The 23,406-nt window shown below is 42.6% G+C and carries 16 protein-coding genes; 10 read left to right on the plus strand and 6 right to left on the minus strand.

What is annotated here, in order from left to right; all coding sequences use genetic code 11:
* Positions 1 to 586: 586 nt before the first annotated feature.
* A complete protein-coding gene (locus ABDW02_RS09220; RefSeq protein WP_343634267.1) occupies positions 587 to 3,214 on the minus strand; it encodes a valine--tRNA ligase in 2,628 nt (875 codons plus the stop codon).
* A 96-nt stretch (positions 3,215 to 3,310) separates the two neighbouring features.
* On the opposite strand from ABDW02_RS09220, the gene ABDW02_RS09225 reads away from it, so the two are divergent.
* Positions 3,311 to 4,018, plus strand: coding sequence for a DUF2459 domain-containing protein (locus ABDW02_RS09225; protein WP_343634268.1), 708 nt, complete (start codon positions 3,311 to 3,313; stop codon positions 4,016 to 4,018).
* Positions 4,019 to 4,222: 204 nt separating this feature from the next.
* On the opposite strand, the gene ABDW02_RS09230 is transcribed toward ABDW02_RS09225, so the two are convergent.
* Positions 4,223 to 4,729, minus strand: coding sequence for a hypothetical protein (locus ABDW02_RS09230; RefSeq protein WP_343634269.1), 507 nt, complete (start codon positions 4,727 to 4,729; stop codon positions 4,223 to 4,225).
* A 49-nt stretch (positions 4,730 to 4,778) separates the two neighbouring features.
* The gene (locus tag ABDW02_RS09235) at positions 4,779 to 6,890 is read right to left on the minus strand and encodes a Tex family protein (protein WP_343634270.1); all 2,112 of its coding nucleotides are present in this window, start codon (positions 6,888 to 6,890) and stop codon (positions 4,779 to 4,781) included.
* A gap of 138 nt (positions 6,891 to 7,028) precedes the next feature.
* Between ABDW02_RS09235 and ABDW02_RS09240 the strand changes: the two genes are divergently transcribed.
* The 5 genes from ABDW02_RS09240 to ABDW02_RS09260 all read left to right on the plus strand — a co-directional run bounded on the left by ABDW02_RS09240 (position 7,029) and on the right by ABDW02_RS09260 (position 13,326).
* On the plus strand, positions 7,029 to 8,747 hold the full coding sequence (locus tag ABDW02_RS09240) for a T9SS type A sorting domain-containing protein (protein ID WP_343634271.1): 1,719 nt from the start codon (positions 7,029 to 7,031) through the stop codon (positions 8,745 to 8,747).
* A 105-nt stretch (positions 8,748 to 8,852) separates the two neighbouring features.
* Positions 8,853 to 11,294: a T9SS type A sorting domain-containing protein gene (locus ABDW02_RS09245; protein ID WP_343634272.1), complete on the plus strand. Its 2,442-nt coding sequence runs from the start codon at positions 8,853 to 8,855 to the stop codon at positions 11,292 to 11,294.
* A gap of 132 nt (positions 11,295 to 11,426) precedes the next feature.
* Entirely contained in the window at positions 11,427 to 11,807 is a 381-nt protein-coding gene (locus ABDW02_RS09250) for a septal ring lytic transglycosylase RlpA family protein (protein WP_343634273.1), read from the plus strand.
* Between the two features lie 26 nt (positions 11,808 to 11,833).
* Positions 11,834 to 12,895 (plus strand): CaiB/BaiF CoA-transferase family protein, encoded by a 1,062-nt coding sequence (locus ABDW02_RS09255; protein WP_343634274.1) that lies wholly within the window; start codon positions 11,834 to 11,836, stop codon positions 12,893 to 12,895.
* Positions 12,892 to 13,326 (plus strand): GNAT family N-acetyltransferase, encoded by a 435-nt coding sequence (locus ABDW02_RS09260; RefSeq protein WP_343634275.1) that lies wholly within the window; start codon positions 12,892 to 12,894, stop codon positions 13,324 to 13,326. The genes ABDW02_RS09255 and ABDW02_RS09260 overlap by 4 nt, the downstream gene beginning before the upstream one ends.
* Here the strand turns inward: ABDW02_RS09260 and ABDW02_RS09265 are convergent.
* Entirely contained in the window at positions 13,318 to 14,817 is a 1,500-nt protein-coding gene (locus ABDW02_RS09265; RefSeq protein ID WP_343634276.1) for a histidine kinase dimerization/phosphoacceptor domain -containing protein, read from the minus strand. The genes ABDW02_RS09260 and ABDW02_RS09265 overlap by 9 nt on opposite strands.
* Before the next feature lie 312 nt (positions 14,818 to 15,129).
* Here ABDW02_RS09265 and ABDW02_RS09270 point away from each other — a divergent pair, with 312 nt between their 5' ends.
* The gene (locus ABDW02_RS09270) at positions 15,130 to 16,908 is read left to right on the plus strand and encodes an acyl-CoA dehydrogenase family protein (protein WP_343634277.1); all 1,779 of its coding nucleotides are present in this window, start codon (positions 15,130 to 15,132) and stop codon (positions 16,906 to 16,908) included.
* A 207-nt stretch (positions 16,909 to 17,115) separates the two neighbouring features.
* On the opposite strand, the gene ABDW02_RS09275 is transcribed toward ABDW02_RS09270, so the two are convergent.
* Positions 17,116 to 17,475: a hypothetical protein gene (locus tag ABDW02_RS09275; protein ID WP_343634278.1), complete on the minus strand. Its 360-nt coding sequence runs from the start codon at positions 17,473 to 17,475 to the stop codon at positions 17,116 to 17,118.
* Between the two features lie 90 nt (positions 17,476 to 17,565).
* On the opposite strand from ABDW02_RS09275, the gene ABDW02_RS09280 reads away from it, so the two are divergent.
* The 3 genes from ABDW02_RS09280 to ABDW02_RS09290 all read left to right on the plus strand — a co-directional run bounded on the left by ABDW02_RS09280 (position 17,566) and on the right by ABDW02_RS09290 (position 22,870).
* Positions 17,566 to 18,174: a ribonuclease HII gene (locus ABDW02_RS09280; RefSeq protein WP_343634279.1), complete on the plus strand. Its 609-nt coding sequence runs from the start codon at positions 17,566 to 17,568 to the stop codon at positions 18,172 to 18,174.
* Positions 18,175 to 18,255: 81 nt separating this feature from the next.
* Positions 18,256 to 20,424: a hypothetical protein gene (locus ABDW02_RS09285; protein ID WP_343634280.1), complete on the plus strand. Its 2,169-nt coding sequence runs from the start codon at positions 18,256 to 18,258 to the stop codon at positions 20,422 to 20,424.
* Between the two features lie 13 nt (positions 20,425 to 20,437).
* Positions 20,438 to 22,870: a DUF5723 family protein gene (locus ABDW02_RS09290; protein WP_343634281.1), complete on the plus strand. Its 2,433-nt coding sequence runs from the start codon at positions 20,438 to 20,440 to the stop codon at positions 22,868 to 22,870.
* A gap of 110 nt (positions 22,871 to 22,980) precedes the next feature.
* On the opposite strand, the gene ABDW02_RS09295 is transcribed toward ABDW02_RS09290, so the two are convergent.
* Positions 22,981 to 23,319: a helix-turn-helix domain-containing protein gene (locus ABDW02_RS09295; RefSeq protein ID WP_294679274.1), complete on the minus strand. Its 339-nt coding sequence runs from the start codon at positions 23,317 to 23,319 to the stop codon at positions 22,981 to 22,983.
* Positions 23,320 to 23,406 lie beyond the last annotated feature (87 nt).

The following is a 23,406-nucleotide window of genomic DNA, read 5'->3' on the forward strand; positions in this document are numbered from 1 at the left end:
TTCCGGTTATTTCGAATATAATAAATGGTGTTTAGTAATTGATCCGCATTACGAATCACTTTGCAATGGTACTTCTGCGTCCAGAAAGGAATCGATTTATCCTTTAATGTTCTCGGCTCGTATCTTCCGCCCGTCGCGTCAAGGGGATTAATCCCCTTGACGGCGCGGTGCGCGTTACACGCCCGGGCTGTCCGACCTTTTACCCGATGCATAATTTTCGGCACCACATCCATTTTGCAGTAAACCAGCAAATGCATGTGGTCTCTGCACAGATTGAGAGCCACAATCACAAAATCCATTTCTTCCGACAAGAAAAAGACTTCATTCGCAATCAAACCTCTTCTTCGGCACTCATGTAATAAATATCTGGATATGGAAGTGTTCCGTGAAACCGCCTTTCCCGTGCTCTGTAGATGATCATACGTCGGGAAGTTCTGCTATCATGCAGGTTAGTGGTCAAATGAAAATAAGCGTGTGAATTCATATCAAACTTTACTTTCCTATTCAAGCTAAGAAAAAAGTTCGTTTGAAACAACAAAAAAAGGTGCCCGAAAGCACCTTTTCCACTATTGATTTTCTTTTTGAATTAATTCAAACTTGCCAGTTTTTCTTCCAAAACAGCAATCTTTTGTAACGCATCTGCTTCTTTTTTGCGCTCGTTCGCCAAGACTTGTTCCGGAGCTCCGTTCACGAATTTCTCGTTACCCAGTTTCCCCTGAACACTTTTCAGGAAGCCTTTCGTATAGTTCAATTCTTCTTCCATTTTTTCTTTTTCCGCTGATACATCAATCGCATCACCGAAAGGAATGAAATATTCATTGGACTGAACCAGGAACGAATTCGCATTTGCCACTTTATCCGTTGTGTACTCCATTAGGGAAAGATTTCCCATTTTCAGGATTACCGGGTCAAAAGCCGGATCAATCTCGTTGTTTTTCTTAACGAACAATTCAATGCGTACTTTGTTGGCAATGTTATTCTTCTTACGGATGTTACGGATATTAGTAACTACGTCTTCGGCAATAACGAATTGCTTCAATACGGAAGCATCGTAAGATTCTACAGTCGGCCACTTAGCGATGATGATATCTTCACCTTCTTTGCGTTCTCTCAGCAAGTGCCACAATTCTTCGGCAACAAACGGAGTAAACGGCTGCAACAAACACAACAATTTTTCAAAGAAAACAATGGTTTGTTCCATAGTCGCTTCATCAATCGGCTGTTCGTAGCCAGGTTTGATCATTTCCAGGTACCAGGCACAGAAATCATCCCAAACCAATTTGTAGATCGCCATTAACGCCTCGGAAATTTTGAACTTCGCCATCAAATCATTGATGTTTTCCAATTCCTGGTTGAAACGTGCATGGAACCATTCAATTGCTTTTTGTGAAGCTTTCGGCTGTTCGATCGGTTTTACTTCCCATCCTTTTACCAAGCGCGCTGCATTCCAGATCTTATTTGTAAAGTTCCGTCCCTGTTCACATTGACTGGAATCAAATGGCAAATCGTTTCCTGCCGGAGAAGAGATCAAAATTCCCAGGCGAACACCGTCCGCCCCGTATTTCTCGATCAATTCAATCGGATCCGGGGAATTCCCCAATGACTTGGACATTTTACGTCCCAGTTTATCGCGAACGATTCCCGTGTAATATACATTTCTGAAAGGTAATTCTCCCATGTATTCGTATCCTGCAATGATCATACGTGCTACCCAGAAGAACATAATCTCCGGAGCAGTTACCAGGTCATTGGTCGGATAGTAGTACTTGATCTCTTTATTACCAGGTTGCGTCAATCCGTTAAATACGGAGATCGGCCACAACCAGGAAGAGAACCAGGTATCCAATACATCTTCGTCTTGCTTCAAATCTGCCGGTGAAATAGCTCTTCCGGCTTTGTGGGAAGCTAAAACAGCCGCCTCATCACCGGTTTTTGCAATGACGAAATCTTCCGGCCCTTCACCGAAATACCATGCAGGAATGCGATGTCCCCACCACAACTGACGGGAAATACACCAATCCTTTACGTTTTCCATCCAGTGACGGTAAGTATTCTTGAACTTATCCGGGTGGAAAGAAATATTTCCGTTCATTACGTTTTCCAAGGCCGGTTGCGCCAATTCTTTCATCGATACGAACCACTGCAGAGACAAGCGCGGCTCGATCACACAATTCGTTCTTTCGGAATAACCGATCTTATTGATGTGATCTTCTACTTTTACCAAATAGCCTTTGTCGTCCAGTTCTTTGGCAATTTCCTTGCGAACGTCAAAACGGTCCATACCTGCGTAATGCAATCCGTTTTCATTTACAATTCCATTGTCATTGAAGATATCAATCGTCTCCAGGTCGTATTTCTTACCCAGTTCGTAGTCATTTACATCGTGTGCAGGTGTTACTTTCAAACATCCGGTACCGAAATCCATTTCTACGTATTCGTCACAAATGATAGGAACGGTGCGATTAGCAATCGGAACAATCGCATGCTTTCCGTGCAAATGCTTGTAGCGCTCATCATCCGGATGAATACAAATCGCGGAATCCCCCAAAATGGTTTCCGGACGAGTGGTTGCAATGGTCAGCCACTGATCTTCTGTTCCCGCTACTTTATAGCGAACGTGAAACAATTTCGAGTTTACCTCTTTGTGAATTACTTCTTCATCGGAAAGTGCCGTACGTGCTTCCGGATCCCAGTTGATCATGCGAACACCGCGGTAAATTTTTCCTTTATTGAACAGGTCGATGAACACATCAATTACCGAATCGGAATATTCCGGATCCATGGTAAAAGCAGTTCTTTCCCAATCACAGGAAGCCCCCAGCTTCTTCAATTGCTGCAAGATTACACCTCCATATTTTTCTTTCCAGTCAAAAGCGTGTTTCAAAAATTCGTCGCGGGAAAGATCCGATTTCTTGATTCCTTCCTGGCGCAGTTTCTGAACAACCTTCGCTTCGGTAGCGATGGACGCATGGTCCGTTCCCGGAACCCAGCATGCATTCTTACCTTCCATTCGTGCTTTACGAACCAATACATCCTGAATGGTGTTATTCAACATGTGTCCCATGTGTAAGACACCCGTTACATTCGGCGGAGGAATGACGACGGTAAACGGCTCACGATCATCTGGTTCTGAATGAAAGTAACCCTTAGCCATCCAATGGCTGTACCATCGTTCTTCTGCTGAACGGGGTTCGTACGTTTTTGGAATTTCCATGTTATTTTTTTTATTAAGTTGCAAAGTTACTAAAACAGGCCAATTTATCAAGGTTGGAAAACCGTCATTTTCACTAATTTTGAATGAAATGAGCTTATGAAAAAAATAGTGCGCATCTTTTCCAAAAGCATCCGGATCTTCTTCGAATTGCTTTTTGCTTTCATCTGCATCTATATGCTCATTTTCCTGGCCGTTTCTCCTTTTACTGTTCCTGCCGAAAAAACCGGTGAGCCAAAAACGGAAACGATCTACATCACCACCAATGGAATCCATTCGGACATCATGCTTCCGATACATCATCCGCTGAAAGATTGGGAAAAGACTTTAAACCTGGAAAAAGGATTGGCGGTTGATACCTTTCAAACACATTTGAAATTCGGTTGGGGAGATAAGAACTTTTTCCTCAAAACCAAAGAATGGAGCGATATGGAGGTTGGAACAGTTCTTAACACGGTTTTTGGCCGTGGACCGGGAGCCATGCATTTGATTCTCTGCACTCCGAAAGACTTGGATCCGGCTGACCTGGTGGAATTACATTTGACGAAAAAGCAATACCAGCGTTTGTGTGCTTTTATTCACAGCAGTTTTGAATTTGAGAACGGAAAGGCTAAAGCGATTGAAAATCACCCTTACGGTACATATGATTTCTTTTTTGATTCGGGTATTGAGTATAATATGACGTATACGTGCAATACCTGGACGAATAATGCATTGAAGCGCGGCGGACAGAAAGCTTGTGTTTGGACACCGTTTAAAGGTGCTATTTTTTCCAAATACCCGGGCCAATCGTCTGGACGCCCCTAAAATCCCGGTTTGCCATTTGGCAAATTGGCAAATTTGCGCTTCGACCCCGATCACTCAGAAAGACGGATAGACATCCATCTATTTGCCCCGTGTTTTCAAACCTTAAGGCTCAAAAAAAGCCCCGATCCACTTCTGCGAACCAGGGCCCCTATTTAATAATCATTTAAAGTACTAACCGACTAATCAGTCAGCACCATCGATCTCTTATTTCTTTCCTTTTCCGTTTCCATTCCCTTTTCCATTGGACTTCCCGTTTCCATTTCCATTTCCGTTTCCAGAACCTTTGCCGTTACCGCCTCCGGAACCTTTGGAATTCCCTTTCGATTTATCTTTCACTTTTCCTTTCAAAGCATGGAATTCAGCCGATCCGGGTTTAATTCCCAATTCTTTGGCCATTGCGCCCCACCCTTTTGACTTACTGGATCTGTAAACCGTAATAACTTGTTCAATCGGTCTTCTAGCAATATTAGCAACCTGGAAAGCCATAAACGCATCTCCTGCATTCATCCCGATTTTGAAACAGGTTTCTACCTGAGGCATTGTCACATTGAAGGTTTTAGTCAAATTCAATTTGAAAGCCGGCAAGTCTCTGTTTGCATCCGTATTGACGATTTTCAAACTTGCATCCAGTTCAGTGTCTCCCGATCTGTAATCTTGTCCTAAAGCGATGCCTGAAACCAGCATCAACACTAAAAAAATGGTCTTCTTCATAAAAGTTGTTTTTTTGAACAGTTTGTAAGTATACACTTTTTATACCAAATTAATTCAATCGTTGCAAGCCAATTCGCTTGCGCATTTCATCAATTTCTACCACACGCACTTCCACATGCTCATGCAGGGAAATCACTTTTGTAGGATCTTCCACATAATGGTCAGCCAGTTGTGATTTATGGATCAACCCGTTTTCCTTAATCCCGATATTCACGAAAGCTCCGAAATTTGTCACGTTGGTTACAATCCCGTTTAAGATCATTCCTTCTTTCAGGTCTGAAATGGTTTTGATACGGCTGTCGAACTCCAATACTTTAGCCTGCTTTCTTGGGTCACGGCCCGGCTTTTTCAATTCTTTGATAATATCTGCAAACGTAAACGAATCGATTTCTGAAAAATCAGCTTGTTTCACCTCATTCAATTTGCTTTCGTTCCCAATCAGGTCTTTCAGGTCGATTCCCAGTTTTTTAGCCATTTGGTTGACAAACCGGTAACTTTCAGGGTGCACGGAAGAGTTGTCCAACGGATTCTCGCCATCACGCACACGCAGGAACCCTGCGGCTTGTTCGTAAGCTTTGTCTCCCAGGCGCTTTACTTTTTTCAATTCTTCGCGCGACTTAATGCCTCCGTTTTCCGTACGATAAGCCACAATATTTTCAGCCAGCCCCATTCCAAGTCCGGAAACATAACTCAATAAATAAGGAGAAGCCGTATTCAAATCTACGCCAACTGCATTTACTGCTGAAACCACCACATCATCCAGTGCGTCTTTCAATTGTGTTTGGTTCACTTCATGTTGATATTGCCCAACTCCGACTGATTTCGGATCGATCTTCACCAATTCCGCCAAAGGGTCCATCAATCGACGGCCAATCGAAACCGCCCCACGAACCGTTACATCGTAATCCGGGAATTCTTTGCGCGCAATCGGACTTGCGGAATAAATCGAAGCACCGTCCTCACGAACCACGTAAACATCCAGGTCGCGATCAAAACGGATATGCTTGATGAAAGATTCCGTTTCTCTTCCGGCAGTTCCGTCACCGATAGCAATTGCTTCCATTTTGTAGGCCTGCACCAGTTGCGCAATTTTTGCCGAAGCTTTATCTTTTTCGTTTTGAGGAGCATGCGGATAAATCGTCACATTCGTGAGTAAATTTCCGTGTTCATCCAAACAAACGACTTTACAACCTGTCCGGTATCCCGGATCGATCGCCAAAGTACGTTTATTTCCAACCGGCGGAGCCAATAACAACTGCTTCAAATTCGTTGAAAACACGGAAATCGCTTCTTTATCCGCCTTTTCTTTAGCCTGGGCCAATAATTCATTTTCCAGGGAAGAGCACATCAACCGGGAATAGGATTCTTTGCAGGCACGAGCCACCAAATCCCCGCACTCATCATCCGTTTTCACGAAAAATCGCTCCAGGGATTCCAAAGCATCGTCTTTATCCGGTTGTGCTTTCAGGGATAAAATACCTTCTCTTTCTGCACGTATAATTGCCAGGAAACGGTGTGAAGCAGTTTTATAAAGCGGTTCGGAAAAATCGAAGTAATCGCGGTATTTTGCGCCTTCCTCCTCTTTCCCTTTCACCAATTTGGAAGTAAGAGTTGCTTTGCGCTGGAACAAAGTGCGCACACGGCCGCGGGCAACGGCATTCTCATTGATCCATTCCGCCATGATGTCCACAGCTCCCTGGATCGCCATGTCTTCATCAACCACTTCGCCTTTCAGGAAGCGCTCTGCCATTTGCTCCGGATCACCACCGCGCTGCGACATGATCATTCGTGCCAGGGGCTCAAGGCCCAATTTCTTCGCCTTGTCTCCTTTCGTCTGACGTTTTTGTTTGTAGGGTAAATAAATATCTTCCAGTACTACCGAATCAAAACAGGTAAGTACCTTATTCTTCAATTCGTCTGTCAACTTCCCCTGCTCTTCAATGGAAGCAATCATGGTTTGCTGACGCGCAATAATTTCATCGTACTTTTTAGCCAAATCGCGGATCTGAGCAATTTGAACCTCATCCAAACCACCGGTCATTTCCTTCCGGTACCTCGAAATAAAAGGAACGGTAGCTCCTTCTTCCAATAACTTAAGTGTGTTCTGAATGGCCTTCTCTTTTAATCCTGAGGCACTTAGTACGAATTCGTTTTTTTGCATAGATGCAAATATAAAAGTTCCGAAAACACAGACCCGCACCTGTTGAAAAAAGAACGTTTCATTCGGAATCTCAGCGGAAAAATTCAAAAACCAACAACATTCCTGTCACTTAAACGTTGAATGCAAAAACTACAAAACATGAGAGAAATAATCACCCTACTGGTCATCACATTCTTCGGATGGATCCAATATGCCAATGCTCAACCGAATTACATTATGGTTAATGACACTGCTGCTGCCTGTCACAACAATTTAATCATTACCGGGCAAACCGGGAATTACAGTGAGATCGAGTCTGTAGTTTCAGTTGACTGGGGAGACGGAACGAACAGTTTATATACTTTTTCAGCAGATGCTCATTCACCTTTCAAAATAACAGCAACACATACTTATACTGACGCAGGAATCTATACAACCATGACCCGTGTTTACAATGCAGTACATGACATCTGGATGGATACAACTGTTTACTATCAACTGACAATGGATCCCTCTGCTTGTGGAACGATTCGCATAATCACTAAAAAGGCTGATTATCCAAATTATACTTACCGCGATGCCCTCGTTGATTTTACAGATGTAACCGGAAAAACCACTACGATTAGTCCACACCGCACTGGATACCCAAGCTATTATAACTATGAGGGGTTAGATCTCTATCAAGCTCCTTATTCAGTAACCTTAAACCCAAAATGGTTGCAGGAACATCATTTAACACAAACCAGTGCGCCATTAACCATTACCAGCTTCAACTGGTCGGGCGTTGCGAACCCGTCGACCTATCAATTTCTAACAACCTGTGCAGTGAACACAACTACCATTCCTGATATTAAACTGGAGAATCCGATGGCTTATCAGTTCACGACAACCGGGCAAAAAGGATACGTACATTTTGACATCCGGAATTTAAGTTGCTCTGATACTTTGAACGCAACTGTTTCTATTGATTTCCCTAACGGTTGTTTGCCTGTAATTACCGACTTAACAAATCCTGTTATAAACGGGAACACGCTTTCTTTCAAAGTAAAGAACGTACGCTCCTATTTGGATTCTGCTTCAAGAACGGTCCCGTTTGCATTTCCTGCAAGTACTCCTCCGGGGACACAGTTTTGCTTTGACATCCATATCAGCACGCCAAATGAGAGCAATTTATCTGATAATTCCGCAAACGTATGTACCTTTCTTTCAAACGGTTACAACCCTGTCAATAAATTGGTTAATCTAAATCCGATTATTGATTCACAAAACGTAGAAACATTTACTTATAAAATCAATTTTCAAAACAGTGACATCGTGAATGTAAAGCATTTAAAAATCCTGGATTCACTTTCTGAAAACCTGGATTTGAGTACTTTCAAAGTCATTTCATCTTCACACGGCGTTTCTACTTACCTGGATGAATCTGCAAGAGTAGTCACCTTTACTTTTCATGATCCGGACATTGTTCCGGACATCTATGGACTGGGCTGGTCACAATTGGAAATCATTTATTCCGTTTCAGAAAAGGCGGGATTAAAAGGAGGTACAGTCATTGACAATATGGCCTATATCTACGCAAACTACAAACCGGCCATTATTACCAACACTACCCACAATATGAACGAAGCTCCACTATTATTGGACGAGTTACTTCTAAAAGAAATTTCCATATTCCCCAATCCGGCACAGGACAAACTTTACTTCAGTCAGGACATCAATGAAATCCGTCTATATGATGCGTCCGGAAAATTGGTCCTGGAGCAATCCAATATACTCGATGATGAAATTTCGCTGAATGGTCTGCAATCAGGTTTTTACCAGGCAGTTGTGAAAACAAATTACCGCATTTCAACTCAAAAATTAGTGATCAAAAAATAACGGAAAACACCCGTTTTCAAGCCTGGTTCTTAAGAAAGAAACCGGGCTTTTTTTTGTCATTTTCCAACCTATCAGAAGAAATTCAATCTATAAAAAAACAGCGTTATGAAAAATCTAATCATCACTTTAACACTCCTTAGTTGTTTCAATCTGTCATTCGGTCAACTCTCCGACACCATGGCTCTCAGTCTCAATATGAGTAGTTGCGGCGAAGCTCAATTTGGCATTCTTTATTATTTTGAAAATGAAGACTCCATAAATTTTCATATCGATTTTGGCAATAATACCGATTCGACGTACTTGATGGAGACTAATTTCTATTCAGGGAATTTTGTTTCATCCAATTATACTTATTCCGGAAATTATACGGTCGTGATCACAGCTGAGACTCCTTCAGGAACATTTCTTGACCAAAAAACCTACAGTTTTGCTATTCAAGGCGGTGAAAACTGTTCGCAGGAAACGATCTATAAAATAAGAAATGATTTTTCGGGCCCCTATTTGATTACTGATACTATTCCTATCGATTTTACAGGAAACGATGGAATAACACATACTATTACCTCTATGAATCCGAATTCATACCATACGAATCCGCTACTTTATCCAGCTCAAATCAGTGCTAGTGCCAGTTGGCTAGCAACTCATAACCGTGTTCAGCTGAACCCTCCGATGCATTTTTCGGGCCCTGGTATGATCTCACCCGATGATTTGTACTACGGACTTGGCTGGCCTGCCTTCATTATTTCGAGAACGGATATTCCCAATCAAAACAATTTCATGTTTTCATCAAGTAATAGCACGGTTGTATCCGACCAATATCCCACGGATTACTATTTAAAACTGAACAATACTACGGATGCAATTCCGGACAGCGCCAATCGCATCCGGGTGGAATATGATCCGTTTTTACAAGTTAGTCACGACACATTATTAAATATGACCGAAGGAACCGGGTATATTGAATTCGACGTGGAACTATTAAATTTCTATGACCCAATTCACTTTGCATTAACGGCAAGCAGTGTTGTTTCTTTAGACAGTATCTATTTCCGGTGCTTTTACCTGAACAATTCAGATCAAAATGCCCAGGATGACACCACCACTCTTTATTTTGAATCGGTAGATCCCTGTGCAGGAATGACAGATTCCGTCCTCAATATTTCCTTAAGCTCTGTATTAACACAATACGGAAATGCACAACCGATTTCCTATTTAACTCTTGCAAAAAATATGTGTGAACAGGTTGACAGTATCGGACTAACCGTTCATTACTCTCCGATTATGGAAATCGATGCTCCAAACAGTAATTTTCAATTTACTCAAATCAACGACAGTACCGTACACGGTTTCGTATCCATTCAGCAGTATGCTGCAAGTCAATATCTCGGCATCCCTTTTATTTTAGATGCAATACCTCCAGGATCTGTTTACGTAAATTACGAGATCGATATTCAGGATTCAGATCTTACCGACAATTTGATCGGAGACACCCTCTCATTTATAGCTTGTGATTCGGTCGATTTCACTTTCGCTGCTGTTTCAGCAATCATGGTCGCACCTTTACAGAAAGGAACATACAACGTAAGTCCTCTAATAATCTCTCAATGTTACCTAGCTGACAGTGCAGAAATTCTGATTACATTCCCTTCTTATGTAGTCATGGATTCAACTACGTTAACATTGGGCACATACACCGATTCAACCTTCCATTTATTTGTCGACTGGTCCAATCAACACGATTATTTCATGCTTTCCTTTGATATCCCGGGCACCATTCCGAGCGGAACACCTTATACCATTACCGCAAAGATTATAGGTGATAACGATGTCGATTCGACAAACAATGAGTATATCTTCAACGGAACCGTTCTTAATTCATACGATCCGAATGAGAAACATGCGGACCTGCCATCGGCATTGGATCCGGATTTGCAGGAAAAAATCACCTACACCATTCATTTTCAAAACGACGGAAACCTGGAGGCTTACAACATCGTAGTTCGTGACACGCTTTCGCCAAACCTGGATTTATCCACATTCGAGTTTTTAGGTGCATCACACGCTTGTGAAGTAACTGTTGATGAAAATACCAGAGAAGTTATTTTCAATTTCCCGAATATCATGCTTGCTTCCAGTGAATTGGATTCTTTGGGTTCACAGGGAATCTTCAGTTATCAAATTTCCGAAAATGCCGATCTTCCGGTTGGATCGGTAATTGAGAATACTGCTTACATTTATTTCGATTTCAATCCGGCAATCGTTACGAACACCACGCACCATATCAATGATTCCGCACTTGGACTGAACGAAACGACTTCTGAAAATATCGTGATGTATCCGAATCCGGCGGAAAACAGGGTTCAATTCTCAGGCGCTTTAGTGAAAGAAGTTTCCATTTACGATCTGGCCGGAAAATTAGTCCTGGAAATCACCAACTGTTCAACCAATGAAATTTCGGTTGAAGACCTGCAAACAGGTATCTACCAGGTTGTTTTGAAAACAGAAAACTCCGTTTCAACGCAAAAATTAGCGATCAAAAAATAACGAAAAACAGCCGTTTTTAAGCCCGATTTCTTACCCGGAACCGGGCTTTGGTGTGTTAACGAATTGTAAAATATGGTGTTAGAACTTTTCAGTTTCCCTATCTTAGCTACCCAACTTTTAATTTTAAACGGTTTGAAATATTGGATTTTAGGAATAATTGCGGTGAGTTTTTTGGTGAGTTTTCAGCTTCAAACACCGTTCGCTCAGACAGGTAATGCCAGTTATTACTCGAACAAATTTCAAGGCAGAAGAACAGCTTCAGGTGCCACATACCACAAAGACAGTATGTATTGTGCACACAAATCCCTGAAATACGGAACCCTGCTCAAAGTAACGAATCTGAAGAATGATTCCATCATCATCGTGAAAGTGGTTGACCGCATGGGGAAATCTTCTCCTCACATCATCGATTTGAGCATGGCAGGTGCACAAAAACTGAATTTTGTAAGAAACGGCATCGCCAAAGTAAAAGTAGAAGAGGTCGTTCCCACTCCGGTAGCGAAAGCAGATTAAGCGCTTTTTCTTCTTACTTTTAGAGCATGTTTGAAGATTTAATCGTCATTGATTGCTCTACTGTTCTGGCCGGGCCCTCTGTAGGAACTTTTTTTGCAGAATTGGGTGCTGACGTAACGAAAATCGAAAATCCGGCAATTCCGGATGTTACCAGATCCTGGAAATTGGCATCAGAAGGAAAGGACTCCCCCGTTTCAGCTTATTTCTCCTCGGTCAATTACCGCAAACAGTACCAAAAAATCGATTTCAAAGAGCAATCCCAACTTGAACAATTCATCGACCTCGTTAAAACAGCAGATATTTTATTGAGCAATTTCAAAAAAGGAGATGCGGAAAAATTCGGGATCAGTGATGCGTATTTACAATCCATCAATCCGAAATTAATCATCGGGAAAATTTCCGGTTTTGGTACTGAAAGTGACCGTGTTGCTTATGATTTGATCCTGCAGGCCGAAACAGGCTTTATGTCGATGAACGGAACTCCTGAATCAGGCCCCGTAAAAATGCCGGTAGCACTGATCGATGTCCTCGCTGCGCACCAATTGAAAGAAGGAATTCTCACAGCTTTACTGAACCGGACAAAAACCCGGAAAGGAGCGGTCGTTTCCGTTTCCCTGTACGATGCTGCAATTGCGTCACTTGCAAACCAAGCCTCCAATTATTTGATGGAAGGACACATTCCCAAAAGGATAGGAAGCCTGCACCCGAATATCGCGCCATATGGAGAGATTTTTACAACGAACGACGGAAAACTGATCACTTTCGCCATCGGAAGCAACAAACACTTCCGCTTGCTTTGCGACTTCTTTGGGCTTTCCGAACTGCCATCCGACCCGCGTTTTTCCGAAAATGTGGAACGCGTAAAGAACAGAACCGAGTTGCAGGAAATTATCGCAAAAATCAGTTCACGCTTTAACGCCGACGACATCCTTCAATTCATGCACACCCATTTCGTTCCGGCAGGCCTTATCAAAGATTTGAAACAGGTATTTGAAGATTCCGGCGCACAGAGCCTTGTTCTAACAGAAACAATCGAAAACCTCCAAACAAAACGTGTATCACAAATTGCTTTTCAACTAAAACCATGATAGAAGTTAAAAAACCGGAATCCGAAAAAGATTGGGAGCTCTATTACGACCTTCGTTACCGGATTTTAAGAGAACCTTTGGGAAAAGAACGCGGTTCAGAACGCAATGAAGGAGATGAAACAGGAGTTCATTTTGCATTATATGAAAACAATACTCTAATAGCTGTGGCACGTCTGGACCGTGTGGATGAAACGGTTTGCCAGGCGCGTTTTGTAGCCGTGGAATCTCATTTACAAGGCAAAGGTTACGGAAGAAAAATCATGACAGCGCTGGAAAACGAGGCTCTTGCTTTGGGTTATGAAAAGTTGATTCTACATGCACGTGATTACGCACTTCCCTTCTACGAAAAATTAGGATATACACTGGTGGGACCTTCTTACAAATTGTTTGATGTACTCCAACACTTCGAGATGTTCAAAGTCTTAGCGTAGAGAGAAAGAAACACAAATTTTCATTCCGTTCGTGCCGTCAATATCCAGGTTTCCGTTCAGGTGCTCTACCATTCCGCGGATAATTTCAATCCCGCTTCCTGAAAGTTCACGGTTTTCCTTAATCCCTCTCCCGTTGTCGGAGATTTCCAGTACACCTTTTGGGCCCAGCATCTGAAAATCAATACGGATCACTCCGATCTCATTTTCTCCGAAGGCATGCTTGTAAGAATTCAAAACGGCTTCATTAATAATGATACCCATTGCGATAGCCAGCGAACTTTTCACTTCACAACTGTCAATACTGGTCAACAATTGCAATTGCTTCTGCGGAAAGGAAAGACTTTCGCGCAAACTCTGTACCAACCGGTTGATATATTGCCCGAGGGAAATGCGCAGGTTTTTGGAATTGTCAGCCAGCAATTCATGCAGGCTCAAAATACTTTGCACCCGGTTCACGGAATCCAGCATGAGGTTCTTATGGTAAGCGTCTCTTGCTTTACCCACTTGAATATTCAGCAAACTTGTGGTGATGTTCAGGTTATTGACAATGCGGTGATTCGTTTCCGTTAACAAGCGTTTTTGCTGGCGTAATGCGGCTTCCAATTCCTGTTGAGCGACTTTTCGCTTGTGGGTTTCCACTGCCAGGGAAACCATTTGTGCGGCAATCAGTCCGAATTTCTGGTCATTCAAAGACCAATTCCGGGTCTGTTTCACCTGTTCGAAGCAAATCACCCCGATAATTGCCCCTTCGGAACGCAACGGAATATCCATCACGGAAACAATTCCGTTCGGGACCAGGTATGTGTCATTCAGTTCGGAAGTATACGGCGAAGTCTGTGCACTCGCTGCCAGGATAATTTTCTCCGTTTCGAAAAGCATAAAATAAGTCGGCATTTCAATAACAGGAAGCGATTCCTGCGGGATCATTTTACCTACCCGCGTATCGTAATTCCCTATACATTCAATGTGCTCATGCGCATCATCAAACAACCAGGCATTTACACGGGTCACTCCAACTGCTTTGGAAGACATCTCCAAAATTTCATAGATCGCATCGTGCAATTTTCCGCTGCGGATCTTTTTGGATTTCGAAAGTAATTCGATGGTCAGGGTCTTGCGAAGTAAATCCCTTCTTTTTCGCTCAATTTGTGTGGCGTCTACCAGGCTTCCAAGCACCACATACTCCTTTTCATCTACTTTCCAGGCCGCCAATCTCATACGTGCGTTAAAAACTCCCGTTCCACGTTTGAGGATAACCTGCAAATCTACATAGCGCGAGGTATTCAAATCCCTCAGGAAATTTTCAATGCGCTCATGTTCGTAGTTCAAATGATCGAAAATCGTTGTTCCGGTCAGGAATTGACGGTCCAGCAATTTTTCCAGGTCGAAAGAAGCATGCAGGATCTTTCCTTCCTGATCAAAGATAACCAGGCTCTCATCCATTCCCGAAATGAGCTTACGCAAAGTAGATAGAATATCTTGTTGTGCCATAGCAGTTTACATTGGTCAAATGTAGTCGAATTTTTCTTACCCGGGTGACTGTAAATACTACGTTTTTAGTAAATTTATCGTACGTCGTATTACAATGAGCAAACTGCTGTTTTATCAGGAAATTCTTGTAAATTAACAGACATATCAATTAAGCAAATTTAAATAGTTTAACCGTTCAAAAAGTTTAAACTTCAAATCTCCTGAACCTTTGACTTTTTGAATTTTTCCTTCAGAAAAATATTACTATGCTTGCATAACAATATTTTATTACTTATCTTGGAGCCAGAAACGAATTTAAAACAACATAAAAATATGTCACAAGCTATCAAAGGCGGAGAATTCATCATCCGCGATGTTACCCCTCAAGAAATATTCACCCCGGAAGAATGGTCGGAAGAGCAGCACATGATCGCTCAGACGTGTGATGATTTTATCGAACAGGAAATTACCCCGATTTTGGAGCGTATTGACAAGATGGAAGAAGGATTAATGCCTTCCCTGCTTCAGAAAGCCGGTGAATTGGGAATGCTTGGTTTATCTGTTCCCGAAGACCTGGGAGGAATGGGTGTTGATTTCAAAACTTCTCTTTTGGCAACGGAACGCCTCGGAAAAGGCCACTCTTTCTCCGTTGCTTATGGTGCTCACACGGGAATTGGTACTTTACCGCTGTTGTATTACGGAAATGCGGAACAAAAAGAAAAATACATCCCGAAACTGGCAAGCGGAGAATGGAAAGCTGCCTATTGTTTGACAGAACCAAGCGCCGGATCGGATGCAAATTCCGGTAAAACGAAAGCTGTACTTACGCCTGATGGAAAACATTACGTATTGAACGGACAAAAAATGTGGATTACCAACGGTGGATTTGCAAACCTGTTCACCGTTTTTGCAAAGATCGATGACGATAAGAACCTGTCGGCTTTTTTAGTGGAAGCTGATTCGGAAGGAATCAGTCTGAACCCGGAAGAAAAGAAAATGGGAATCAAAGGTTCCTCTACGCGCCAGGTATTCTTTAATAATGTGAAAGTACCTGTTGAGAACATGCTTTCGGAACGCGAAAACGGATTCAAGATCGCGTTGAATATCCTGAACATTGGTCGTATCAAATTGGCTGCCGGAGTTTTGGGAGGAGCGAAACAAACCATTACCGATTCCATCCGCTATGCCAATGAGCGCGAACAATTCGGAAGAAATATTTCCAAATACGGGGCGATCCGCTTCAAAATTGCGGAACAGGCTATCAGAACGTATGTTGCCGAATCTGCGATTTACCGTGCAGGACAGAACATCGACGATGCCATCCAGGCCTATGTAGCAAGCGGAATGGAAAAAGGCCCGGCTACATTAAAAGGTATCGAACAATTTGCGCCGGAATGTGCCATCCTGAAAGTTGCCGGCTCCGAATGCCTGGATTATGTGGCTGACGAAGGTGTTCAGATTTTCGGTGGAATGGGTTATTCGGCGGAATCTTCCGTTGAAAAGGCTTACCGAGATTCCCGTATCAACCGCATTTTCGAAGGAACCAATGAAATCAACCGTTTATTGATTGTTGACATGGTATTGCGCCGTGCGATGAAAGGTGAATTGGATTTGATGGGACCGGCTATGAAAGTTGCTTCCGAATTAATGAGCATTCCTGAAATGACGGAATTGGGTTCTCACCCATTAGCTGCTCAACGTCAGGCGCTTTCCGGATTTAAAAAGACTATTCTGATGGTTGCCGGTTCGGCCGTTCAAAAATTGATGCAGACGATGTCGAAAGAACAGGAAGTTCTGATGAACATTGCTGATATAGCGATCTGGGTTTACCAGGCTGAGTCTGCATTGCTTCGCGTAGAGAAACTGATCGAAAAACAAGGAGAGGCAGCAGCTGCAATTCCGGTTTCCATTGTTAAAACATATTTCTACGATGTGGCGGAACTGATCGACAAAGCGGCTAAAGATGCTATCTACAGTTTCGCAGAAGGTGATGAAGCACGTATGATGGTTACAGGTGTGAAACGTTTTACCAAGCTCGATCCGATCAACCCGAAAAACGAAAGACAAGCGATTGCTCAATACCTGATTGACAAGAACGCATATACTTTATAATCTAAAAAAGCCATTCGAATCGAATGGCTTTTTTTTGTTCAAATGTTCAAAGATGTTTAAAGGTAAAACTTTGAACTCTTTGAACTCTTTGAACTCTTTGAACTCTTTTGAATCAGCCGCGGCTGAAACTCTTTGAACTCTTTACACAAAAAAATCCCGACCTGCAAAGCAAATCGGGACTTGATATTTTTTTGAAAGCAGCTTTTACTACTTCAAATACTTGTCTTTCATATCCTGGAAAGTCATGCTCTCGCTTCCGACAGTAATTGTGCGAAGATCCAAAGCAACCAGCAAACGATTCATGACATTCACATTCATATCTTCATTCTTCAACAAAGTTACTTTTAAGATATCCGATGATTCGTTGAATGCAACTGTGAAATAATCCTTGTAGTAACCTTTCACAGCTTCCACTTTTTCAGCAGTGATTGATTCCGGAACCGAGAACTCAAATACTCCATTTGATTTTCCTGTTTTCAATTGAGATTCACTAATTGAAGCAGAGTTTTGGCTGAAAGCAAAAGAAGTTGCCAGAGACAAAACGAATAGCATTATTAACTTTTTCATAATTCCATAACAGTTTATAAGTAGACGTAGAAAAAAACCTAAAGGTTGTTTCGTGATAAATATACAATTATTTTTATAACATTTGCATGCATGCAATTATTAGACCATTTCGACGAAACAAAGCTGGAAGCAGGGTGCGATGAGGCCGGAAGAGGCTGTCTGGCCGGGCCTGTGGTTTGTGCTGCCGTCATTCTTCCGAAAGGTTTTTCGCACGATTTGCTGAACGATTCTAAACAGATTTCTGAAAAAAGCAGGAATTTATTACGTCCGATCATTGAAAGAGAAGCACTTGCATTTTCCGTTCAGTTCCTGCAGCCGGATGAAATTGCCGAACTGAATATTTTGAAAGCATCCTTGACCGGAATGCATCGCGCGGCTATGGCATTGACAATTAGACCGGAATTGTTGCTCATCGATGGAAATAAAGCCCTGCTCTCGAAAGAAATTCCTTCTGTGCCGATTATTCAGGGCGACGGGAAATACAAAAACATTGCTGCAGCATCCATTCTTGCCAAAACGTATCGCGACGAATACATGGAACGTCTTCATGAAGAATTTCCGCACTACCAATGGCATGTCAATAAAGGGTATCCGACCAAAGTCCACCGGGAAGCCATTGAACTGCACGGAGCCTGTATTCACCATCGCCCCGGGTTCAATTTGCTGGGGAAAGGACAATTATCGCTGTTTATGGAGTAAACAGTCCACTGTTAACTACTTCGCAAGAAAGATGCGAAGCGTGGTAAACGAAGCAGTATTTTTGAGCTATAGTCTGAAAATATGCTCAATCGTTCAATCATTATTTTTCTGGTAATCTGCTCTCTGGGATGGATCAGCTATGTAGGTTTCACATTGGTGGAAGGCTCAAGTGCTCCTCCGACTCCTGAAAACACGTTCTCCAACCAGGATGACACCATTATCGTGGTTCACAAACCCCTGGAAATCGACTACAACAGTGCTATTGTTTCTTCCCTGCAAAAGAACAGCTTCTTTGCAATGCTGCTCAACGAACCCGAACGTATTCAGCATTTTTATTTTTCTACCAATCGCGACCTGGTATTGCTCGAACGAAGCAAACCATGGACCAGCGAGATCGTAAAAAGCTACGCCGAAAGACTTTCTTTATCTTCTACGATTTCGACCCAAAAGCACCTGTCATTGTCCAATAACTGGAAAGGTGAATTCCACGGGAAATTCCTGGTGCTTTACCAGGGAAATTGGGAGCCTTCACTCAAAAGTGTTGCTTCCTGGAAATATTTAGACCGGAAGAGCAGCTTGTCGCTCATTTACAAAACCACCGACCAGAGTTATGAAATAGAAGATTCGTATTTCATTTCCAGCCACAATGCCAAATACATCACGCACACAGGAGGCAGGGCTTTACCACTTGTCAACGACCAGGAGTTATTCCAGGAATTGATTCCTGCCGATTTCAATTCCTACACGTTCTACGAAAAGAACTACCTGTTCACCAAATTCCCTATGAAATCGATCCTATCGGAATGGATCGACTTCGGGTTGGCAGTGATAGTTGACCAAAAAGACACGTGTTTGATCACCGATTATAAACCCGGTCAGGACCCGCTGGCAATTTTGAGCGAATTGGATCACGTGGATATTTCCGACAAACAAAAACAGGCTACTCTGAAAGGATACTATTTCCCATTCCTGGATCGCAGCAAAAAGATTTACCTGGAAATTTTCAATAACAGCGTACTTCTTTCCAATTCCCAGCAGAGTATCAACCGCATTATCGGTAAGTATGAAACAGGTGCAACGCTGGAGCAATCCACCACACTGAAATTCAAATTATTCAGTAACAGTCCTCAAAAAGTATCTTACCGCCAGTTTGACCGAAACCGGCAAATAACAATGAGCAGGCTTACCGGTGCTAATCACAGTACGGTTCAACTATTGAACGAAGAAACTTCTGATACCGAATCCGGGTCGAAAGAAGTTCCGAAACTCAATCCGCTGCGCCTGGATGACAACCTGCGAAGTTTAAACCCGATTCCGGGCTCGAACAACTTGCTGGCAATTACAAAATCCAACACACTTTATTTAGTTGGGAACAAACAAATCCTGTGGAACAAGAACCTGGAATCCGAACCGGTTGGAAATCCTGTTTTCATCGGCAACGGAATCTTCCTGAGTACCAGAACAGGAATCCAGGGCTTCGACAGGGCCGGAAACAACCTGGCAGGCTTCCCTATAGTTTGCAATAACGTTTCCAGTAATCTTTTCTCCTATTACTGGAACGGAAAAGACTATGTTTCTTTCGTAGCAGACGGACAAGTTCAGGGTTACGGAACGAATGGAAAACAAAGCTTCAGGGTAGGAGTGAACGGAACTTTGCAAAAAGATGCACAACTGGCCATCCAGGGTAAAAAGGGCGAATTAATTGCACATATCTGCACGAATTCCAATTGGTCGAGTGTTTCTATCAAACGAAAACGTGTTATTAAATCGCAAAATTTAAGTGAAGGTGAATGGCATTTGGTAAAAGCTAACAATACGATCAGCCTGTTGGGATTGACCAGAAAACAATTTGTCCGCTTAACGGAAAACGGTACCAAAGCGATGCTGGTAGGAAATGTTTCTTCTATCCTGAACACCCAGTCCTTCGGGGATGAACAGCTTTTCTTCCTCAATCAGCAAAATACGATTTACGTCATCAACGGAACGGGAACCATTCTCGGCCAGTTCAATTCTACCATTACCAATATCGATGATGCTTCCCTGGTAAAATTACCAAATGGTAAAACTGTTGTTGGAATAATTGATGGGATTGCCAATAATTGTTATATTTATACAATACGTGGAAGTGAATTGAATAAAGAAAGCTACGAAGGCTCTAATAAAATTGTGTTCCAAAAACAGGCAGATGGAACGATTTTGTTAGTTTCGCAGGCGAATGGTTATTTGATTCGTTATCCATTGAACTATTAAAAAGACGCTACTTATGAAGAAACAGTTACGTAAATTAACTTTCTTAGCTTTTTCATGCGTTACTACTATGACCGCGTTTTCCCAAAACTATTTGGGCGTGCACAGCAGTAACTATGCAGGAGTTATGGGATTGGACGTGCAACCTGCCAGTTTTGTCGACGGAAGATTCATTGTCGATATCAACCTGGCGAGTGCAAATGTGGGGGCCTGGCAAAATGCCAAGTATTTTAAAACAGATGTGATGCCGAAATGGTGGCTGAAATCTTTCAAGAAAGACACCATGTGGATGAAGCCTGACAGTACGTTGTACGAACGTTCCATCTTCGATCTGTACGATTACAACAAAACCGGGATTAAAACGAGAGGTGTTTATTTGAACTATCAAATCGATGTCCTGAATTTTGCATTCCATATCAATCCGAAGATTGCTATCGGGTTTGCTGCTAAAAGCAGAATGATCACCAACGTAGATGATATCGACCCGAAACTGGCAAAATTGGCACAGGAAGGATTGGATTTCATGTCTCTTTGGAACCTGCAGCTGAAAGACAAATTGGTTACCACCAACATGATGGCATGGAACGAATATGGTATCAATTACGGTCAGGTTGTAATGGACAAAGGAGAACATTTCCTGAAAGTCGGTGGTCGTGTGAAGTTATTGCAGGGAGTTGCTTCCGCTTATGCTTACACGGATGAGTTGGATTACGAATTATTGAATAAGGATACGGCAACGACTTTAAAAGGAAACTTCAAATACGGTTATTCAGATAACCTGGATGACGAGTTGAAGGATTTCAACGCCAGCAGCTTCTTTAAATCTGCATCCAAATTAGGTTTTGGATTGGATCTGGGAGTTGTTTACGAATGGCGTCCGAAATACAAACAATTCAAATATGAAATGGATGGAGAAACAGATCTTTGGATGCGTAACGAAAACAAATACGAGTTGCGTGCCGGGGTTTCCGTTTTAGATATCGGTGGAATGAAATTTACAAAAGGCGGAAAAAGCCGCGATTTCTCTGTAAATACGACTACACTTGATCTGCGCATTTTCAAAGACGCAAACTCTTTTGCTTCTTTCGATTCTATTGTTGACAGTTTGATCACCAATGATCCAGGGTGGACAGCAAACCAGGGAGTTGGAGGATCTTATTACATGAACACTCCAACTGCATTGAATATCCAATTGGATTACCACATCTGGAAATGGTTCTACATCAACGCAACGGGTAATATCAATATGATCGGTAAAAAGAACCCTTCACGCGTAAAAACTCCGAACCAGTTCGCAATTACACCAAGCTTCGATTATGCATGGTTCGGACTATATGTTCCGATCTCCGTAAATAACTATTCGGGATGGAAAGCAGGTATTGCTTCCCGATTAGGACCTATTACGGTCGGAGTAGTCGATTTCAACTCGCTTTTTGCAAGAGGAAAAGTACGCGGAACAGAGTTCTTCGTTGGACTTCGTTTACCGATCCTTTACACGAAACCGGATGACAGAGACGGCGATAAAGTTTCCGATAAGAAAGATGAGTGTGTGGAAACTCCGGGAGTTTGGGCATTCAAAGGTTGTCCGGATACGGATGGCGACGGAATCAAGGATGTGGAGGATTTATGTCCTGAAATTCCGGGATTGGCAGAATTCCAGGGATGTCCTGACCGTGACGGTGATAAAATTCCTGATAAAGACGACGCATGTCCGGATTTGGCTGGTTTAGCAGCTTACAGAGGATGTCCTGATACGGATGAAGACGGAATCATTGATCCGAATGACAGCTGTCCTACCGTGAAAGGTTTACCGGCATTCAACGGTTGTCCTGACCGCGACGGTGACGGAATCCAGGATTCTGAAGATGCTTGTCCGGATCTTCCTGGTCCGTTGGCTTACCAGGGTTGTCCGGATACAGATAACGACGGATTGTTCGACAATGTAGATAAGTGTCCTACTATTTACGGTTCGAAAGAAAACGATGGTTGTCCTTGGCCGGATACAGATGGTGACGGATTGTACGATAAAGATGATGATTGTCCGACAATACCAGGTGTAATTGAAAACCGCGGATGTCCTAAGATTGCGAAAGAAGAACAGGAAATCCTGAACACAGCATTCGAAAACTTAGAGTTCGAATCAGGTAAGGCAGTAATCCTTGCATCTTCGTTCAAATCATTGGATGACTTAGCAGCATTGTTGATCAAGAAACCGGAGTGGAAACTTCAAATCGCTGGTCACACGGATAACAAAGGTGATGCTAAGAAAAACATGACGCTTTCCAAAAACCGTGCTGAATCAGTTAAGAAATACTTAGCTAGCAAAGGTGTGGATGCAACACGATTGAAACCGGAATGGTATGGTCAAACCAAACCGATCGCAACGAATGCAACACCTGAAGGACGTCAGAAAAACAGACGTGTAGAAATGAATGTGATTTTCCAATAGGAAATCATGGAATAATAACAGGAAGGGCGCCCGTCAAATTGACGGGCGCCCTTTATATTTTCAATCCAACCAGGTAGGTACGCAATTAATCGCGTGCTTGCCTGTTTTATTTATTTCCCCAAAACTTCTTTCCTGTGGGCCAGGCCCCAATAATGCAATTCCTCGATTACCTTCTCCAGGGATTTTCCATGTTCGGTAATGGTATACTGCACCGTTGGCGGAAAGGTATCGAATACCTCACGCGTAATCAGTTTATTGGACTCCAGTAATTTTAACTCCCGCGACAAGGTTTTATCCGTAATCCCGGAAACCTCTCTTCCCAGTTCCTTAAATCTTTTCGAGCCGGTCGACAGCGCAAATAAGATCAGCAACTTCCACCTTCCCTCTACTGCTTCCAGGGCATCTTTGATCGACAAAATATTCTTCGGGCATCCTCCTGTTGACAACATACTCCTTGATTTAATCCATTACTTCCCGTTTGGATAGTGCTATCCGGATGGAAAGTGCTTTCATTTGGATAGCAAACGTACATACTT

Origin of the sequence: Fluviicola sp., from assembly GCF_039596395.1 — a bacterium.
In the GTDB taxonomy this organism is placed as follows: Bacteria; Bacteroidota; Bacteroidia; order Flavobacteriales_D; family Crocinitomicaceae; genus Fluviicola.

What these genes read in the sequence shown, in the direction of transcription:
- ABDW02_RS09270 (WP_343634277.1), top strand. Translation starts at nt 15,130, where the DNA reads ATGTCACAAGCTATCAAAGGCGGAGAATTCATCATCCGCGATGTTACC.
- ABDW02_RS09290 (WP_343634281.1), top strand. Translation starts at nt 20,438, where the DNA reads ATGAAGAAACAGTTACGTAAATTAACTTTCTTAGCTTTTTCATGCGTT.
- ABDW02_RS09225 (WP_343634268.1), top strand. Translation starts at nt 3,311, where the DNA reads ATGAAAAAAATAGTGCGCATCTTTTCCAAAAGCATCCGGATCTTCTTC.
- ABDW02_RS09220 (WP_343634267.1), bottom strand. Translation starts at nt 3,214, where the DNA reads ATGGAAATTCCAAAAACGTACGAACCCCGTTCAGCAGAAGAACGATGG.
- ABDW02_RS09235 (WP_343634270.1), bottom strand. Translation starts at nt 6,890, where the DNA reads ATGCAAAAAAACGAATTCGTACTAAGTGCCTCAGGATTAAAAGAGAAG.
- ABDW02_RS09230 (WP_343634269.1), bottom strand. Translation starts at nt 4,729, where the DNA reads ATGAAGAAGACCATTTTTTTAGTGTTGATGCTGGTTTCAGGCATCGCT.
- ABDW02_RS09285 (WP_343634280.1), top strand. Translation starts at nt 18,256, where the DNA reads ATGCTCAATCGTTCAATCATTATTTTTCTGGTAATCTGCTCTCTGGGA.
- ABDW02_RS09280 (WP_343634279.1), top strand. Translation starts at nt 17,566, where the DNA reads ATGCAATTATTAGACCATTTCGACGAAACAAAGCTGGAAGCAGGGTGC.
- ABDW02_RS09265 (WP_343634276.1), bottom strand. Translation starts at nt 14,817, where the DNA reads ATGGCACAACAAGATATTCTATCTACTTTGCGTAAGCTCATTTCGGGA.
- ABDW02_RS09255 (WP_343634274.1), top strand. Translation starts at nt 11,834, where the DNA reads ATGTTTGAAGATTTAATCGTCATTGATTGCTCTACTGTTCTGGCCGGG.
- ABDW02_RS09240 (WP_343634271.1), top strand. Translation starts at nt 7,029, where the DNA reads ATGAGAGAAATAATCACCCTACTGGTCATCACATTCTTCGGATGGATC.
- ABDW02_RS09245 (WP_343634272.1), top strand. Translation starts at nt 8,853, where the DNA reads ATGAAAAATCTAATCATCACTTTAACACTCCTTAGTTGTTTCAATCTG.
- ABDW02_RS09275 (WP_343634278.1), bottom strand. Translation starts at nt 17,475, where the DNA reads ATGAAAAAGTTAATAATGCTATTCGTTTTGTCTCTGGCAACTTCTTTT.
- ABDW02_RS09260 (WP_343634275.1), top strand. Translation starts at nt 12,892, where the DNA reads ATGATAGAAGTTAAAAAACCGGAATCCGAAAAAGATTGGGAGCTCTAT.
- ABDW02_RS09295 (WP_294679274.1), bottom strand. Translation starts at nt 23,319, where the DNA reads ATGTTGTCAACAGGAGGATGCCCGAAGAATATTTTGTCGATCAAAGAT.